Source organism: Actinomyces haliotis (assembly GCF_015355765.1).
Classification (GTDB): Bacteria; Actinomycetota; Actinomycetes; order Actinomycetales; family Actinomycetaceae; genus Actinomyces; species Actinomyces haliotis.
In genome coordinates, this window is the sequence record NZ_JACWNA010000001.1 from 118,533 (window position 1) to 135,556 (window position 17,024).

Consider the following 17,024-nt stretch of genomic DNA (forward strand, 5'->3'; position numbering starts at 1 on the left):
ACGACGGGCGTGCGCGCCCACCGTAGCGCTCGCGGCGAGGGCCCGCCCGGCTTCCCCGGTTGCGCAGGGCTCCGTGCACCGGCGCCCCGGCAGGGCCAGCCGGCTCAGGAGCAGTCGGTGGAGAGCTCGGCCGCGTGCTGGTCCGTGAGCCACAGGGCGGGGTCGACCGTGGACTCGTCGGCCGCGTCGTTCTTGGTGCGGACCTCGAGGTGGAGGTGCGGTCCGGTCGAGCGACCGGTGGAGCCGACTCCGGCGATGAGCTGGCCGGCCTCGACCTTGTCCCCCTTCTTGACGTAAATCCCGTCCTCGAACATGTGGAGATAGCTCGTGTACCAGGTCTTCCCGTCGATCCTGTGCTCGATGGTGACCGTGCCGGTGCCGTCCACCATGCCGGCCTCAACGACGGTGCCCGCGGCGGCCGCGTAGATCGGGGTGCCGACGGCGGCGGAGAAGTCCTGCCCGGCGTGGAGCTTGGGGACGCCGAGGGTCGGGTGGATGCGGTAGCCGTAGGGCGAGGAGACCGTGTAGGTGCCCTTGACCATGGGCATGAGGACCTGCGGCTTGCTCGAGAAGGCGGCGGTGTCGCCGGAGGCCCCGGAGGACTGGGCGGCGCAGGTGTCGGCCGCGTTGGCGTAGGCCTCGCGGATCCGCGCGAGCGTGGCGGCGTCGGGCACGTTGGACAGGGAGTCGTCTCCCGCGAAGTCGTCGACGTCAGCGTCCGAGCCGAGGACGGCGGCGGCGACGGAGGACGGCAGGACGCTCGGGGTGGCGGTCGAGGTCGCGGCGGTGCTCGAGGTGGCGGAGGCGAGATCGGCACGGCCACCCTCGGGGAGCGCCGCCGTCGTGGTGCTGAGCGGCGCGATGACGGTGACGGCCGCGAGGACGACGAGGACGGCGAGGCGCGCCCCGACCCCCAGCGGGGTGCGGGCTCCGAGGAGGGAGTCGATGCCGCCGGGCACGGGCGCTCGGAGGGGGGTGCCGGGACCGGCGTCGTGCCCCTGCTCGGGCACGGCCGGGTTGGTGGCCGAGGCCTGGACGGAGGCAGGCGCGACGGGCACGGTCGGCGTCGCGGAGGGGGCCGGCTGGTCGGTAGCGGCAGGCGCCGAGGTACGTTCCGCGGCGCGCTCGGCGTCGCGTCGCTCACGGCGAGTCATGGGCCGCTCGGCTGCGGGGTGCTGCTCGCTCACGGGGTGGTCCTCCTCCCCCGCGTGTGGTCGCTCCGTCGGGCGCCTGGGGTGGGACGCGGCGCGGTCTCCCCGACGGCGGGGTGGCGCGCTGACCGAACGTCCCAGAACGATAACGGCTTGCTGCTCGTCCCCGCCAGGATCGGCGTCACAGCAGCGGAGGCTGGGGACGCGCACGTCGCGCACCGGGCCCTGTGGAGCCCGGCCGGTCCCGCGCTCAGTCGCGGTCGCGGCGCTGGTACTCCTCGCGCTGCATCGCGTCGTTCACCTCGCCGACGAGCTCCTCGAGGATGTCCTCGAGGAACACGACGCCGACCATCCGACCGGCCGAGTCCTCGACGCGACCCAGGTGGGCGCCGGTGCGCTGCATGGCGACGAGCACGTCCTCGACCTCGTCGGCCTCGTGGACCGGCACGAGAGCGCGCGAGCGCCACGACGGGACGGGGCTCTCACGCACGGAGAGGTCCCGCTCGGCGTCCGCGTAGAGGACGTCCTTGAGGTGGAGGTACCCGGTGACCGTGCGGCCGACGGCGCCCGGCTCCCCCTCCGCTGGCGTCCCGTCGTCGGCGGGTGCTCGCAGCGGACCCGCGGCGAGGACGGCGAGGTCGCCGAACGTCGGCTCTCCCATCGCGTGCGCGCCGGAGCGCGCGGGCGCCGCCGCGCGCGGCGCGACGAGGGGGAAGCGGGAGAAGCCGGTCGACGCGACGGCGCGCTCGACGTCCTCGGGCGTGCAGCCCTCCTCGAGGACCACCAGCTCGGAGAGCGGCACCATGACGCTGCCCGCGGTCTCCTCGGAGAACTCGAGGGCCCCGGAGAGCAGGCCAGTGTCGTCGTCGAGGACCCCCTCGGAGGTCGAGCGCTCGACGATCGAGGCGACCTCCTCCGCGTTGAAGGTCGCGGCGAGCTCGTCCTTGGGCTCGAGGCCCATGATCCGCACAATCCAGTTCGCGAAGGCGTTGAGCCCGGTGACGACGGGTCCGAAGACGTGCGACACGCCGACGATCGCGGGCGCGAGGATCCGCGCGGCCCGCTCCGGGGAGGCGATCGAGAGGTTCTTCGGCACCATCTCACCGGTGACGACGTGGAGGAAGACGACGATGACGAGGGCGAGGACGACGGCGACGGCGTGGACGCCGGCGCCCTCGACGCCCGCGCGCGCGAGCGGGTCCTCGAGGACGTGGGCGAGGGCGGGCTCCGCGACGATGCCGAGTCCGGTCGAGCACAGGGTGACGCCCAGCTGGCAGGTGGCCAGCATGAGGGAGACGTGCTCGAGGGCCCACAGGGCGGTGGCCGCCCGGCGGTCGCCGGCGCCCGCGAGGGGCTCGAGCTGGGCGCGGCGCGCTGAGGTGATGGCGAACTCGGCTCCGGTGAAGAAGCCGTTGCCGGCAAGGAGCAGGAGGGCGATGACGAGGGCGAGGGGGGTGCTCATCGGTGCTCCTCCCCCGTCCGACGGCCCTGGCGGTCCGCGGCGTCGTCGGGCTGCGCGTCGATGATCGGGATGACGCGTAGGCGGGTGACGCGGCGCCCTTCCATGGCGTCGACGAGGAGCTCAGCCTCCCCCGCGGTCACCCGGTCGCCCAGCTGCGGGATGCGACCGAGCTCAGTCATGACGAGACCGGCAAGCGTCTCGTACGGGCCGTCGTCGGGGACATGGATCCCCGCGCGGGTGGCGAGCTCGTCGGGGCGCATCCAGCCCGGAGCGACCCAGTCGCCGGAGGGCTCGAGGTGGGCGCCGGCGCGACGCCGGTCGTGCTCGTCGGCGACGTCGCCGACGATCTCCTCGACGGCGTCCTCGAGGGTGACGACGCCGGTGGTGCCTCCGTACTCGTCGACGACGATCGCCATCTGGCTGCCGGCGGCGCGCAGCTCGACGAGGAGGGAGGCGAGCGGCATGGTCTCGGGGACCCGGGGAGCCTCGGTCATGAGGGAGGAGGAGGTGACAGGCACCTGGCTCCTCTTCTCGAAGGGCACGGCGATGGCACGGCGCAGGTGCACGACTCCGAGGACGTCGTCGACGTCGTCGCCGAAGACGGGGAAGCGGGAGTGCCCGGTCTCTCGCGCGAGGGTGACGACGACGTCGGCGGTGTCACCCTCCGCGAGGGCGTGGAGGCGACCGCGGTCGGTCATGACGTCGACCGCGGTGAGGCTGCCGACGCCGATGGAGCGGGTGAGGAGCGTGGCGGTGGAGACGTCGAGGGTGCCCTCCTCGGCGCTGTGGCGGACGAGGGCGGCGAGCTCGCCGGCGGAGCGGGTGCCGCTGATCTCCTCAGCGGGCTCGATGCCCAGGCGGTGCAGGACGCGGTTGGCGGCGCCGTTGAGCACCGCGATGACGGGCTTGAGGACCGTGGTGAACGCAGAGAGGAAGGGTGTGACGAGCCCGGCCGCCCGCATGGGGTCGGTGAGGGTGATGTTCTTCGGGATGAGCTCGCCGAACACCATGGAGAAGGCGTTGACGACGACGAGGGCGACAGCCACGGCGATCCCGGCGGCGAGCGACTCGGCCATCCAGTGGCCCAGGGCCTGCGTGAGCAGCTCGGCGAGGGAGTCCTGCATCGTGTAGCCGAGGAGGATCGTCGTGAGCGTGATGCCGACCTGGGCCCCGGAGAGCAGGGTGGACAGGCGCCCGAGGGCGCCTCGGACGGTGACGGCGCGCTTCTCCCCGTTGGCGGCGCGGGTCTCGACCGTGGAGGGGTCGAGCGCGACGAGGGAGAACTCGGCGGCGACGAAGACGGCGGTGCCGGCGGTGAGGAGCACGCCGACGAGGATCATGAGCCAGTCACTCACGCGGCGCTCACCCGCCAGGAGTCGGTCCCGGCCGCGGCTGCAGCGGCTCGAGGGGCCGCCGTGGTGGTAGCGGGGTGGGGACGGTCGCGGTCGCTGGTGGACTCGCTGTGGGCGTGGTGCGGGCGGGCGGGACGCCGCTCGGAGCGTCCGCGGGCCCTGCTGGAGGCCGGTCGCATAGTGGCTCGCACGCTATCACCGGGGCGCGACGCGCTCACGGCGACGGAGGCCGGGTGAGCAGGGCCGACGCCGCCGAGCGGAGGCCGTGGCTGGAGGGCGGGTGGGCCGCGGGCCGCGCTCCGACGGCGGTGTCACGGAGACGCAAGGGGAATCGCAAGACCCGTGCCTTTGGTCCCGCGTTTCACTATCGCGACGCAGGTCACGAACGTAGGATTGCGCGCGACGCGGCCCCGTGACGGTCATCACCGCCATGACGGCAGCGCCGACCGCCATTCGACGAGGAGAGAAGCGCCGTGCCGACGCATGAGAGCACCGCGGCTGGAGCCGCAGGATTCGGAGCCAACGAGTGGATGGTGGAGGAGATGCGCGAGGCCTGGGAGGCCGACCCCTCCTCCGTGAGCGCCCAGTGGCGTGAGCTCTTCGAGAAGGATCCCGCCGCGGGCGTGAGCGAGGACGAGAGCGCCGGAGCCGAGGCCTCCTCGAGCCCCGCGCCTGCGCCCGAGTCGGCAGTCGTCCCCGCCCCCGACGCCGTTCCCGCGGGCGCCACCCACCCCGAGTCCGCTCCCGCGGGCGACGAGGACACCGCGATCCGTCCGCGGCGCCGGGCCGCCACCCCGGTCCAGGACGTCACCCGGTCCGACCTGCCGCCGGCGCCCACCTCCGACGTCGCCCCTCCGACCTCTCCGTACGCGCAGCGGGTCGCCCGTCTGGCCGCCGAGGGCCACGGCTCCTCCGACGCCGCCGACGTCGACACCAGGATGAAGGGCGCCCCGGCGCGCACGGCGAGGAACATGGAGGAATCGCTGTCCATCCCGACGGCGACCTCCGCGCGCGCCGTCCCCGCCAAGGTCATGATCGAGAACCGGGCGATCATCAACTCCCACCTCTCCCACACCCGCGGCGGGAAGGTCTCCTTCACCCACCTCATCGGCTGGGCCGTCGTCGAGGCGCTCACCGAGATGCCCGGCATGAACGTCTCCTACACGACGAACGAGAAGGGCAAGCCGGTCCTCCACGAGCCCGCCCACGTCGCCTTCGGCCTCGCCATCGACGTGCCCACGTCCAAGGGCGAGCGCCGCCTCATGGTGCCCTCCATCAAGCAGGCCGACCTGCTCGACCTGGCCGGCTTCGTCGAGGCGAACCAGGCGCTCGTGCGCAAGGCCCGCGACGGCAAGCTCGAGGTCGCTGACTTCATGGGGACGACCGTCACCCTGACCAACCCCGGCATGATCGGCACCCTGCACTCGGTGCCGCGTCTCATGCCCGGGCAGGGCGCGATCATCGGGGTCGGTTCCATGGCGTACCCGGCCGCCTTCGCCGGGGCGAGCGACGAGACGCTGGCCCGCAACGGCGTCGGCAAGACCATCACGCTCACCTCTACCTACGACCACCGGGTCATCCAGGGCGCGCTGTCGGGCGAGTTCCTGCGCCTGCTCGAGACCAAGCTCCTCGGCCTCGACGGCTTCTGGGAGCGGGCCTTCGAGTCCCTGCGAGTCCCCCACGAGCCCGTCACCTGGACGCGTGACACGACCTACGACGCCGAGCTGGAGACGGGCAAGCCGGCCCGCGTCGCCGAGCTCATCCACGCCTTCCGGCAGCGCGGCCACCTCGCCGCGGACACGGACCCGCTCACGTACCGCCTGCGCCGCCACCCCGACCTGGACATCACCACCTACGGGCTGAGTCTGTGGGACCTGGACCGCACCTTCCCCACCGGAGGACTGGGCGGGACCGAGCGCGCCACCCTGCGCGAGATCCTCGACCGCCTGCGCGAGGCCTACTGCCGCACCGTGGGCATCGAGTACATGCACATCCAGGACCCGGCGCAGCGCGAGTGGTGGCAGGAGCGCCTCGAGGGCCCCTGGTCCCCCACGACCGACGCCGACCGCCGCCGCATCCTCACCAAGCTGCAGCAGGCCGAGGCCTTCGAGACCTTCCTCCAGACGAAGTACATCGGCCAGAAGCGCTTCAGCCTCGAGGGCGGCGAGTCCCTCATCGTCCTGCTCGACCGCGTCCTGGACGAGGCCGCCCACGACGGCCTCGACGAGGTCGTCATCGGCATGGCCCACCGCGGCCGCCTCAACGTCCTCACCAACATCGCCGGGAAGTCCTACGCGCAGGTCTTCGACGAGTTCGACGGCAACGGCGTCATCGAGGGCGCCGGCACCGGCGACGTCAAGTACCACCTGGGCACGGAGGGCGTCTTCACGGGCACCGACGGGGTCGAGACGCGCGTCTCCCTGGCCGCCAACCCCTCCCACCTGGAGACGGTCGACGGCGTCGTCGAGGGCATCGCCCGTGCCAAGCAGGACCGCATCGGCCTGGGAGAGAAGGGCTACACGGTGCTCCCGGTGCTCGTGCACGGCGACGCCGCCTTCGCCGGCCAGGGCGTCGTCTACGAGACCCTCAACATGTCCCAGCTGCCCGGCTACCGCACCGGCGGAACCGTCCACGTCGTCGTCAACAACCAGATTGGCTTCACGACCGGCTCCGCGTCTGGCCGCTCGACGACCTACGCCACGGACCTCGCCAAGGGCCTCCAGGTGCCGATCTTCCACGTCAACGCGGACGACCCCGAGACCGTCGCGCGCGTCGCCGAGCGCGCCTACGAGTACCGGGCGACCTTCCACAAGGACGTCATCATCGACCTGATCTGCTACCGCCGCCGCGGTCACAACGAGGGCGACGACCCCTCGATGACGCAGCCGGTCATGTACCGCCTCATCGACTCCATGCCCTCGACCCGCGCCGTCTACCTCGGCCAGCTCGTGGGGCGCGAGGAGATCACCGAGGAGGAGGCCGAGCAGATCGAGACCGACTTCCACGACGAGCTCGAGCGGATCCTCACCGAGACCCGTGCCGCCCACGCGGACAAGTCCGAGGAGACCTCGATGGCCGAGGAGGCCGCCGAGGGGCAGTCCGAGGCCGACCCGACCCTCGTCGGACGCCAGCGCTCCAGCCTCGAGCTGCCCAGCTCGCAGGCCGCCGGCGCCGGCATGATGATCGGATGGACGAGCGCGGTCCCGAGGGAGATCGTCGAGCGCATCGGCGACTCCCAGATCGCCTACCCGGAGGGCTTCCACGTCCACCCCAAGCTCGCCAAGATGCTTGAGAAGCGTCAGGCCGCCTCGCGCGATGGCGGCATCGACTGGGGCTTCGGCGAGCTGCTCGCCCTCGGCTCCCTCCTCATGGACGGCGTCCCCGTGCGACTCGCGGGCGAGGACACGCGCCGCGCCACCTTCGCCCAGCGCCACGCGGTCCTCCACGACCACGACTCGGGCGCCGAGTGGACGCCGCTCGACTTCCTCACTCCGGACCAGGCGCCCTTCGAGATCTATGACTCGCTCCTGAGCGAGTACGCGGCGATGGCCTTCGAGTACGGCTACTCGGTGGAGCGCCCGGACGCCCTCACCCTGTGGGAGGCCCAGTTCGGCGACTTCGCCAACGGCGCCCAGAGCGTCATCGACGAGTACGTCACCTCGGCGGCCCAGAAGTGGGGCCAGCGCTCCGGTCTCGTCCTCCTCCTGCCCCACGGTCAGGAGGGCCAGGGCCCGGACCACTCCTCCGCCCGCATCGAGCGCTACCTGCAGATGTGCGGCCAGGACAACATGCGGGTCGTCATGCCGTCGACGCCGGCGAACCACTTCCACGTGCTTCGCGAGCAGGCCTTCCGCCGACCGCGGCGTCCGCTCATCGTCTTCACCCCGAAGCAGCTGCTGCGCCTCAAGGCGGCGACGTCGTCCGTGGAGGACTTCACCGACGGCGCGTTCCAGCCGGTCATCGGCGAGACGGAGCAGAAGGTCGTCGACGGTGGCCGCGTCACCCGCGTTCTCCTGTGCTCCGGCCGCGTCTACTACGACCTCATCGCCGAGCGCGCCAAGCGTCAGGACGACACGATCGCGATCATCCGCCTCGAGCAGCTCTACCCGCTGCCCGTCGAGGAGCTCGCCGAGGCCCTCGCGCCCTTCGAGGGCGCGGAGCTCGTGTGGGTGCAGGACGAGCCGGAGAACCAGGGAGTGTGGCCCTTCCTGGCCCTCAACCTGCCCGACTCGATCACGGGCGGGAAGCGCCCCGGCCTCGCCTCGCGGCACGTCGCGGCGGCTCCGGCGGTCGGCACGGCCGGCGTTTACAAGCGCACCCAGGCCGAGCTCGTCGCCAAGGCCTTCGACCAGGGCTGAGGCTCCGGCAACCGGGGCGCCCGCGGTCGGCGCGGCGCTCCGCGCCGCCTCCACGGCGCGTCGGCGCCCGCGTCGCTCAGGCAGCGACGCGGGCGCCGTCGTCGGACGCTGGTAGCGTGCGCACTGGACCAATCCAAGTCAGGAGGACTCCCGTGGACGAGATGAGGATCCACTTCCTGGGCGACGAGCTCGTCGCCGGCTACGGCGACCCGCGCGCGCTCGGCTGGACGGGCCGCGTCATGGCGCGCACCCCGCGCGAGATCGACGCCGTGTGGATGCAGCTCGCCGTCCCCGGTGAGACCACCACCCAGCTCACCGCCCGCTGGGAGGAGGAGGTCGCCAGGCGCTCGACCCCTACCGGTCAGAACCGTCTCGTGCTGGGGCTCGGCGTCGGCGACGTCGTCAACGGCGTCTCCCACGCCCGCTCGCGCCTCGCGATCGCGAACATCCTCGACACGGCGATCTCGGACCGCCGCTCCTGCTTCGTCGTCGGCCCGCCGCCCTTCCCGGGCGTCGACCCGGAGGGCACGGCCGCTCTCTCGCGCGCCGTGGCCGAGGTCTGCTCGCGCCGCAACGTGCCCTTCGTCGACACCTTCGAGCCGCTCCGCAACCACGAGCAGTGGGGCACGGACGTCGCCGCCGCGGGCGGCTCCCACCCCGGTCAGGCCGGTTACGGCCTCCTCGCGTGGCTCGTCCTGCACCGCGGCTGGTACGAGTGGATGGGCACCGCCCGCACCGTCTGAGCCGCGTACGTCTCCGCAGCGACCTCGCCCCGGCCCCTCTCAGGGCCGGGGCGAGGTCGTCTCCGCCGTCGTTGCGCGGAGCGCACGCTCGACGTCTGACGTGACCATCGTGCGTCATCCGACGATCGCCTGCGCGTGCGGCTCGTCACACGTAGGGTGGTCGCGGGTCCGTCCTCCCCACGCCAGACCCGTACTCAACGATGAGGAGTGACCGTGCGCACCAGACTGCTGCCACGTCGTCAGGTCCTGGAGCTCGGCCTGGGCGCGGCCGCCCTGTCCCTCGGAGGCTGCGCGACGACCGGGACGGGGGTGAACACCTCCCCCACGGTCCCAGCGGCGAAGGGAAAGGTGACCCTGACCTACTGGTCATGGCTCAAGGACCTCCAGAAGGTCGCGGACCTGTACTCCAAGGTCAACCCCGACGTCTCCGTCGAGGTCACCTGGATCCCGTCCTCGACGCAGGGCGGCTACCAGAAGCTCTACTCCGCGCTCGCCGCCGGTGCCGGTCCTGACATCGGACAGGTCGAGCTCCGCATGATCCCCGAGTTCATCCTCGCGGGCGACCTCACCGACATCGCCCGCTACGGCGCCCGCTCGGACGAGTCCAAGTTCGACAAGGCCGCGTGGAGCTACGTCGACATCGCCGACGGCGTCTACGCGATCCCCCAGGACACCGGTCCCGTCGCGACCTTCTACCGCACCGACGTCTTCGAGAAGGTCGGAGCCGAGCCCCCGACGACGTGGGAGGAGTGGGCCGACACGGCCCGCACCATCAAGGGGACGCTGCCGGGCACGTACATGGACGTGTTCAACGTGGCGGACGGCAACATGATGGCGACGTTCTGCCAGCAGGCCGGTGCGAACTGGTTCGTGCCCGAGGACGACGGCTCCTGGACCATCAACCTCACTGACGACGCCTGCCGCACGGTCGCATCGTTCTGGGACGAGGCCATCGACGACGGCCTGGTCAACACCGCGTTCGGCCCCTTCTCCTCACCCTGGCTCTCAGCGATGGGAGACGGGACGCTCGCCTCCCACACCAACGGCTCCTGGGCCGACGCCCTCATCGAGGCGGTGCCGGGAGGCTCGGGGAAGTTCCGGGTGGCGCCCATGCCCCGGTGGGACATCGGCTACGGATCGTCCTACTCCGGTGGCTCCACCGCCGCCGTCATGGCGAACTCAAAGCACCCCAAGGAGGCCATGGACTTCGTGGTGTGGATGCACTCCACGCCCGAGGCCCTCGACGCGCTCATCGCCAACTGCGGCATCGGCTGGTCCCCGGCCGCCGACTACGTCGGAGCCAGCCGGGAGAAGCCGAGCGAGTTCTTCTCCGGCCAGTCGTACAACACCGAGGTCATGGTCCCGATGGCCAAGGACCAGAACCTCGAGTGGAAGTGGCCCCCGTTGTGCCAGCAGTCCATCAACATCATCGCCGACGGCATGCGCAGCAAGCTCACCGACGGCACGACGCTCGTCGACTCGCTCGCCGCGTCCCAGAAGCAGATCGTGGAGGCCTTCGTCCGCCGCGGCCTGCGCGCGCAGGAGGTCTCCGCATGAAGAAGTCCTGGGCCCCCTGGGCCCTCCTCGCCCCGTTCCTCCTCTTCTTCCTGCTCACCTTCATCGTCCCGATCATCGTCGCGGTCGCCCAGTCGTTCACCCGGACCCGCTACTCGGGCCTGTACGGCGAGCGCGGCACGACGCAGGCCTTCGCCGGCCTCGACAACTACGCGACGGCACTGGGGAACATGAACTTCCTCCAGTCGATCGGCCGGGTGCTCCTCTTCGGGATCGTCCAGGTGACGGTCATGATCGCCGCGTCGACGATCCTGGCCCTCCTGCTGGAGTCGGCCGCCGCCAAGTGGCCCGGGCTGTTCCGCGGGCTGTACTTCATGCCCTACGGGGTCCCCGGGGTCATCGCGACGATCCTGTGGTCGTTCCTGTACATCCCGGGACTGTCCCCCATCGTCGACGCGCTCGGCGCCGTCGGGATCCACTACGACTTCCTGGCGGACAACCACGTCCTGTGGTCCATCGCCAACATCGTCACCTGGGCCTACACGGGCTACAACATGCTCATCATCATCGCCCAGCTCAAGGCGATCCCCTCCGAGGTCTACGAGGCCGCCAAGGTCGACGGCGCGGGCCCCCTGCGCATCGCCGCCTCGGTCCAGCTCCCGCTCATCAGGCCGGCGCTGCTGCTCACGACCGTCTTCTCCATCATCGGGACCCTCCAGCTCTTCGCCGAGCCTCAGGTCCTCTCGACGATGGCCCCGGCCATCAACACGGAGTACACGCCGAACTACTCGGCCTACACCTGGGCCTTCCAGTACAACGACTACGGGGTCGCCTCCGCCGAGGCCGTCATCATCGCCCTGGCGGCGTTCCTCCTGTCGTTCATCTTCCTCCGGGCGACCTCCTCACGCGGAAGGCAGAAGCGATGAGCAGCACCAACTCCCGCGAGGCGGGCACCAAGCGGTCCACGACCTGGATCATCACCGCGATCCTCGTTCTCGTCTCGCTGTACTTCGTCATCCCCGTCCTGTGGGTCCTCGTCAACGCGACGAAGACCACCGAGGACCTCTTCTCCACCAACGGCTTCTGGTTCGGCCACACCGTCGTCCTGTGGGACAACCTCAAGAACGTCCTCACCGCCAACGGCTCGGTGTTCCCCCGGTGGTTCCTCAACTCGCTGCTGTACTCGGGCGTCGGCGCCGTGCTCGCGACGTACTTCGCGGCAGCCGCCGGCTACGCGCTCTCGAAGTACGACTTCCGTGGGAAGAACGTCGTCTTCGGGCTCGTCATGGGCGGCGTGCTCGTTCCGGGCACCGCCACCGCGCTCCCTCTCTTCCTCGTCTTCTCCCGGCTGGGGCTGACGAACTCCTACCTGGCCGTTCTCTTGCCGGCCGTCGTGAGTCCCTTCGGGCTGTTCCTCTGCCGGATCTACGCCGATGCCGCCGTGCCCTCCTCGCTCATCGAGGCCGCGCGGATCGACGGAGCAGGCGAGCTGGCGATCTTCCACCGGATCGGGCTGCGGCAGATGACTCCGTCGCTCGTGACGGTCTTCCTCTTCCAGTTCGTCGCCATCTGGAACAACTACTTCCTCCCGCTCATCATGCTGGCCGACGACCGGCTCTACCCGGTCACGCTGGGCCTCAACACCTGGCTGTCCCAGACGAACAGGCTGCCGCAGTACTACCAGCTGACGATCGGCGGTGCGCTGCTCAGCATCATCCCGCTGGCGATCCTCATGCTCATCCTCCAGCGCTTCTGGAAGGGCGGTCTGACCGAGGGCGCCGTCAAGGAGTAGCTCCGCCGCCACCAGTCCGCACGCACGGACCGGGGGCCGGTCACCATCTCGGTGACCGGCCCCCGGTACTCAGTTCTGGGTGCGTTCGCGACCCGGCTCAGGCGTTGGGACGCTTGCCGTGGTTCGCAGCGCTCTTCGCACGGGAACGACGCTTCCGACCGCGCTTGCTCATAACTGCCTCCTCATGTCTGGACTGCCCCAGACGGGGCACGGAACCTGCACATCCTCGCACAAGCGACCAAGTCGGTTCCAGTCGGTCACCCGTTGCGCGGGTCACGCCTCGGCACGGGGACCAGGCGACCGCCCGCGACGCCCCGGCAGGCCGTCAGCCCTCGGTGTGGCTGACCGTCCGGCGACGCACCGTCGTCGTGCTTCCACCGCTCGTCACGGTCGTGACCGTGGAGGTGGCACGCATGACCGACAGACGCCCCAGGACGCGGGCGCGAAGCTCGGAGGGAGCCTGCTCGGCGCAGCGGGAGCGAAGGATCTCGCGGAGGTGCACCTCGGCGTCGGCGACCTTCGCGCAGTGCGAGCAGGTCGCGACGTGCGCGGCGAGGCGCTCGGAGAGGTCACCGTCGCACTCGTGGTCCAGGAAGGCCTCCAGGTGCGCCCGGGCCTCGGAGCACGAGCAGCCGCCGTCCGCGGCGTGGTCCGTGGCGTGACCGGCGTCGCGCATCACTTCTCCTCCTCGTCCTTGACGTAGCCCAGGCGACGGGCGTGGTCCGCGAGCAGCTCGCGCAGCTGGCGGCGCCCCCGGTGCAGGCGGGACATGACCGTCCCGATCGGGGTGCCCATGATCTCGGCGATCTCCTTGTAGGAGAAGCCCTCGACGTCCGCGAGGTACACCGCCAGGCGTCGCTCCTCGCTCAGCTCCATGAGCGCGTCCTTGATCTCGTCGTCCGGGAGGTCGTCCAGAGCAAGGACCTCCGCGCTCGGCAGACCCACCGAGTCGTGCGAGGCGGCCCGGTGGAGCTGCCAGTCCTCGACGGCGTCCGCGTCGGACTGGAGGGGCTCGCGCTGCTTCTTCCGGTAGGAGTTGATGAAGGTGTTGGTGAGGATCCGGTACAGCCAGGCCTTGAGGTTCGTGCCGGGCCGGTACTGGTGGAAGGACCCGAAGGCCTTGGCGTAGGCGTCCTGGACGAGGTCCTCCGCGTCGGCACTGTTGCGCGTCATGCGCAGGGCGGCGCCGTAGAGCTGGTCCAGGTAGGGCAGGGCGTCGGCCTCGAACCGGGCGGCGCGCTCCTCCTCGGACTCGTCGTCAGGGGCACGGTCAAGGGAGCCGTCGCCGTCCGGGTCGATGTCCTCGGCCAGCTCCTCTCGGGTGCGGCCGTCGACGGCGTCCTCCCCGGACGCGTCGAGCTCGACGTCAGCAGCGTGCCCGGCGTCGTCGGGGCCGCCGGGGCTCTCGACGCCCGGCGCGCTCGTGGAGGAGTGCGTGTCGGTGTCCGTCATCAGCCACGAGCCTAGCCCGCGACGGCGCGCGGGGCGGCGCGGGGCGGCGCTGAGTCCGCTTGCGGCTGGAGCGAGGGTCATCGTGGTCATCGCCTGGCACAACGGCTCCCGGCCCGGACGCATTCCCGGCGCGCCCGGCGCGGGATCGCCGAGCGCGCAACCGGGCCCTCCCGCCTGGCGGCCCGGCCCGACCTGAGTGAGGATGAGCACATGGACCTTCTTCGCAGCTTTGCCCGCCCCATCCTCGCGGCCTCCTTCATCGTCGACGGCGTCGACGCCATCGCGCGCCCGAGGCGCCACGTCGAGAAGTTCGAGCGCGTCGCCCCTCTCCTCGAGAAGACGGGCCTTCCGCCGGTCATCACCTCTGACGTCACCAACCTGACGCGCGCCACCGGCGCCGTCAGCGTCGTCGCCGGGCTCGGCCTGGCCACCGGGATCGCCCCGCGCAGCTCGGCCGCCGTGCTCGCCGGCCTCAACATCCCGCTCACCCTCATCAACAACCCCGTCTGGGCCGCACGCGGCAAGGACGAGCGCTCCGAGGCCCTGTCCGGCCTCGCTCGCGGCGGTGCGCTGGGCGCCGGGCTGCTCCTCGCCTCGGTGGACCGCGAGGGCGACCCGTCGCTCGCCTGGCAGCTGCGCAACTCCCGCCAGCAGCGCGAGGCCATGGAGAACGCCTTCGACGACGCCAAGGGCCTCTTCTGAGCCGCAGGGCTCCCGGGGGCGGCGCCATGCGCCCGCCCCGCGCAGCCAGCGGTCGCCCGTGAGCGGCCGACACGGGCCGCACCCCGAACGGGGTGCGGCTCGCGTCACATTCGCGTCGGCGCTTCGCGGTAACCTCGGAGCTGATACGGCTCCCGCCCGTCGGCGGGAGGGACCACGCGCGGCGCGCCCAGCACGACCGCCGCGCCCGAGGAACCGGGAGACCAACGACGTGACCCAGACCAGCACGAGCAACGAGCAGCCCGACGTCATCTGGACGTGGACGGACGAGGCACCGATGCTCGCCACCCACTCCTTCCTCCCCGTCGTCGAGGCCTTCACGCGCCCCGCGGGCGTGAGCGTCGGCACCGCGGACATCTCCCTGGCCGGGCGCGTCCTCGCCGCATTCGACCTCGCCGAGGACGACCTCGGCCGCCTCGGGGCCCTCACCCAGTCGCCGTCGGCCACCATCGTCAAGCTGCCGAACATCTCGGCCTCGCTCCCCCAGCTCAAGGCGGCGATCAAGGAGCTCCAGGCCGCCGGCTACGCCGTCCCGGACTACCCGGACAGCCCCTCGACGGACGCCGAGCGCGACGCCCGCGCACGGTACGACGCCGTCAAGGGCAGCGCCGTCAACCCGGTCCTGCGCGAGGGCAACTCCGACCGCCGCGCGCCGGGCGCCGTCAAGGCCTACGCGCGCACCCACCCGCACTCCATGGGCGAGTGGAGCAAGGACTCGCGCACCCGCGTCGCCACCATGAGCGAGAGCGACTTCCGGCACAACGAGAAGAGCGTCGTCGTCCCCGAGGCGGGCACGTTGCGCATCCAGGAGCGCCCCGCCGACGGCGGCGAGCCGATCGTCCTGCGCGAGTCGCTCCCGGTCACCGCCGGGGAGATCGTGGACGCGACCCACATGTCCGCCTCCGCCCTCGACTCCTTCCTCGCCGAGCAGGTCCGCGCCGCCAAGGCCGACGACGTCCTGCTCTCCGTGCACCTCAAGGCCACGATGATGAAGGTCTCCGACCCGCTCATCTTCGGCCACGCCGTCCGCGCGGCCCTGCCGGGCACCTTCGCCACCTACGGCGAGGAGCTCGCTGAGGCCGGTCTGCGCCCGGAGGACGGCCTCGGCGCCATCCTCGCCGGGCTCGACGGCCTCGCCTCGGGCCAGCGCATCCGCGACTCCATCGAGAACGACCTCGCACAGGGCCCGCGCCTCAACATGGTCGACTCCGACCACGGCATCACCAACCTGCACGTCCCGTCCGACGTCATCATCGACGCCTCGATGCCCGCCATGATCAGGAACGGCGGCAAGCTCTGGGACGCCGACGGCGAGAAGGCTGACACGCTCGCCGTCATCCCGGACAGCTCCTACGCCGGCGTCTACGAGGCGGTCATCGAGGACTGCAAGGAGCACGGCGCCCTCGACCCGACCACGATGGGCACCGTCCCGAACGTCGGCCTCATGGCCCGCAAGGCCGAGGAGTACGGCAGCCACGACAAGACCTTCCTCATCGACGTACCCGGAACCGTCGAGGTGGTCGTCGTCGACGGCGCCGGCGCCGAGCCCGCCACCGTCTTGCTCTCCGACGAGGTCGAGGCCGGGGACATCTGGCGCGCCTGCCAGACCCAGGACGCCCCGGTCCGCGACTGGGTCCACCTCGCCGTCACCCGTGCCCGCGCCACGGGCGCGCCCGCCGTCTTCTGGCTCGACCCCGAGCGCGGCCACGACGCCGTCATCATCGGGCTCGTGAAGAAGTACCTGGCGGACGAGGACACCGAGGGCCTGGACATCCGCATCCTCGACCCGGTCGCCGCCACGCGGCTCTCCCTCGAGCGGATCCGCCGCGGCGAGGACACGATCTCCGTGACGGGCAACGTCCTGCGCGACTACAACACGGACCTCTTCCCGATCCTCGAGGTGGGCACGAGCGCCAAGATGCTCTCCGTCGTCCCGCTCATGAACGGCGGCGGCCTGTACGAGACCGGCGCCGGCGGCTCCGCCCCGAAGCACGTGCGCCAGCTTCTCGAGGAGGACTACCTGCGCTGGGACTCCCTGGGGGAGTTCCTTGCCCTGGCGGAGGCGCTACGCCACGTCGCGGAGGTCTCGGGCAACCCGAAGGCCACCGTCCTCGCTGACGCCCTCGACGCAGCGACGACGACCCTGCTGGAGGAGAACCGCTCCCCCGAGCGCCGCGTCGGAGGCATCGACAACCGCGGCTCGCACGCCTGGCTCGCCCTGTACTGGGCCACCGAGCTCGCCGCCCAGACGACGGACACCGAGCTCGCCGCCGCCTTCGCCCCCGTGGCCGAGAGGCTCAAGGCGGACAACGAGCAGATCCAGGCGGAGCTCGTCGGGGTCCAGGGGCACCCGGTCGACCTCGGCGGCTACTACCTGCCGACGCCCGAGCTGGCGGACAAGGTCATGCGCCCGAGCGCGACCTTCAACGCCGTCATCGACGCGCTGTGAGCGCGTGATCCGGGTCTGGCCACCCGCCCC

At 71.5% G+C, this 17,024-nt stretch carries 13 protein-coding genes; 7 read left to right on the plus strand and 6 right to left on the minus strand.

Going from position 1 to position 17,024, the window contains the following annotated elements; all coding sequences use genetic code 11:
• Positions 1-104 precede the first annotated feature (104 nt).
• The 3 genes from IXW69_RS00445 to IXW69_RS00455 all read right to left on the minus strand — a co-directional run bounded on the left by IXW69_RS00445 (position 105) and on the right by IXW69_RS00455 (position 3,968).
• The gene (locus IXW69_RS00445; RefSeq protein ID WP_323745088.1) at positions 105-1,187 is read right to left on the minus strand and encodes a peptidoglycan DD-metalloendopeptidase family protein; all 1,083 of its coding nucleotides are present in this window, start codon (positions 1,185-1,187) and stop codon (positions 105-107) included.
• 214 nt (positions 1,188-1,401) lie between these two features.
• Positions 1,402-2,613, minus strand: coding sequence for a hemolysin family protein (locus tag IXW69_RS00450; protein WP_194784426.1), 1,212 nt, complete (start codon positions 2,611-2,613; stop codon positions 1,402-1,404).
• Positions 2,610-3,968 (minus strand): hemolysin family protein, encoded by a 1,359-nt coding sequence (locus IXW69_RS00455; RefSeq protein WP_194784427.1) that lies wholly within the window; start codon positions 3,966-3,968, stop codon positions 2,610-2,612. Before IXW69_RS00455 ends, IXW69_RS00450 begins: the two co-directional genes overlap by 4 nt.
• Positions 3,969-4,495: 527 nt before the next feature.
• Here IXW69_RS00455 and IXW69_RS00460 point away from each other — a divergent pair.
• The 5 genes from IXW69_RS00460 to IXW69_RS00480 all read left to right on the plus strand — a co-directional run bounded on the left by IXW69_RS00460 (position 4,496) and on the right by IXW69_RS00480 (position 12,373).
• On the plus strand, positions 4,496-8,323 hold the full coding sequence (locus tag IXW69_RS00460; protein WP_228524434.1) for a multifunctional oxoglutarate decarboxylase/oxoglutarate dehydrogenase thiamine pyrophosphate-binding subunit/dihydrolipoyllysine-residue succinyltransferase subunit: 3,828 nt from the start codon (positions 4,496-4,498) through the stop codon (positions 8,321-8,323).
• A 161-nt stretch (positions 8,324-8,484) separates the two neighbouring features.
• A complete protein-coding gene (locus IXW69_RS00465; RefSeq protein WP_228524435.1) occupies positions 8,485-9,066 on the plus strand; it encodes a GDSL-type esterase/lipase family protein in 582 nt (193 codons plus the stop codon).
• Between the two features lie 213 nt (positions 9,067-9,279).
• Positions 9,280-10,623 carry an ABC transporter substrate-binding protein gene (locus IXW69_RS00470; protein WP_323745089.1) on the plus strand — a complete coding sequence of 448 codons (1,344 nt, stop codon included), beginning with the start codon at positions 9,280-9,282 and terminating at the stop codon, positions 10,621-10,623.
• On the plus strand, positions 10,620-11,507 hold the full coding sequence (locus tag IXW69_RS00475) for a carbohydrate ABC transporter permease (protein ID WP_194784429.1): 888 nt from the start codon (positions 10,620-10,622) through the stop codon (positions 11,505-11,507). Before IXW69_RS00470 ends, IXW69_RS00475 begins: the two co-directional genes overlap by 4 nt.
• Positions 11,504-12,373 (plus strand): carbohydrate ABC transporter permease, encoded by an 870-nt coding sequence (locus IXW69_RS00480; protein ID WP_194784430.1) that lies wholly within the window; start codon positions 11,504-11,506, stop codon positions 12,371-12,373. The genes IXW69_RS00475 and IXW69_RS00480 overlap by 4 nt, the downstream gene beginning before the upstream one ends.
• Before the next feature lie 97 nt (positions 12,374-12,470).
• On the opposite strand, the gene IXW69_RS12145 is transcribed toward IXW69_RS00480, so the two are convergent.
• The 3 genes from IXW69_RS12145 to IXW69_RS00490 all read right to left on the minus strand — a co-directional run bounded on the left by IXW69_RS12145 (position 12,471) and on the right by IXW69_RS00490 (position 13,825).
• Entirely contained in the window at positions 12,471-12,545 is a 75-nt protein-coding gene (locus tag IXW69_RS12145) for a 50S ribosomal protein bL37 (RefSeq protein WP_390881948.1), read from the minus strand.
• Positions 12,546-12,698: 153 nt separating this feature from the next.
• Positions 12,699-13,049: a mycothiol system anti-sigma-R factor gene (rsrA, locus tag IXW69_RS00485; RefSeq protein ID WP_194784431.1), complete on the minus strand. Its 351-nt coding sequence runs from the start codon at positions 13,047-13,049 to the stop codon at positions 12,699-12,701.
• Positions 13,049-13,825: a sigma-70 family RNA polymerase sigma factor gene (locus IXW69_RS00490; RefSeq protein WP_407646499.1), complete on the minus strand. Its 777-nt coding sequence runs from the start codon at positions 13,823-13,825 to the stop codon at positions 13,049-13,051. The genes rsrA and IXW69_RS00490 overlap by 1 nt, the downstream gene beginning before the upstream one ends.
• A 210-nt stretch (positions 13,826-14,035) precedes the next feature.
• On the opposite strand from IXW69_RS00490, the gene IXW69_RS00495 reads away from it, so the two are divergent.
• Together IXW69_RS00495 and IXW69_RS00500 are read left to right on the plus strand one after the other, a co-directional pair.
• Positions 14,036-14,527 (plus strand): DoxX family protein, encoded by a 492-nt coding sequence (locus IXW69_RS00495; RefSeq protein ID WP_194784432.1) that lies wholly within the window; start codon positions 14,036-14,038, stop codon positions 14,525-14,527.
• A 229-nt stretch (positions 14,528-14,756) separates the two neighbouring features.
• Positions 14,757-16,994 carry an NADP-dependent isocitrate dehydrogenase gene (locus tag IXW69_RS00500; protein ID WP_194784433.1) on the plus strand — a complete coding sequence of 746 codons (2,238 nt, stop codon included), beginning with the start codon at positions 14,757-14,759 and terminating at the stop codon, positions 16,992-16,994.
• Positions 16,995-17,024 lie beyond the last annotated feature (30 nt).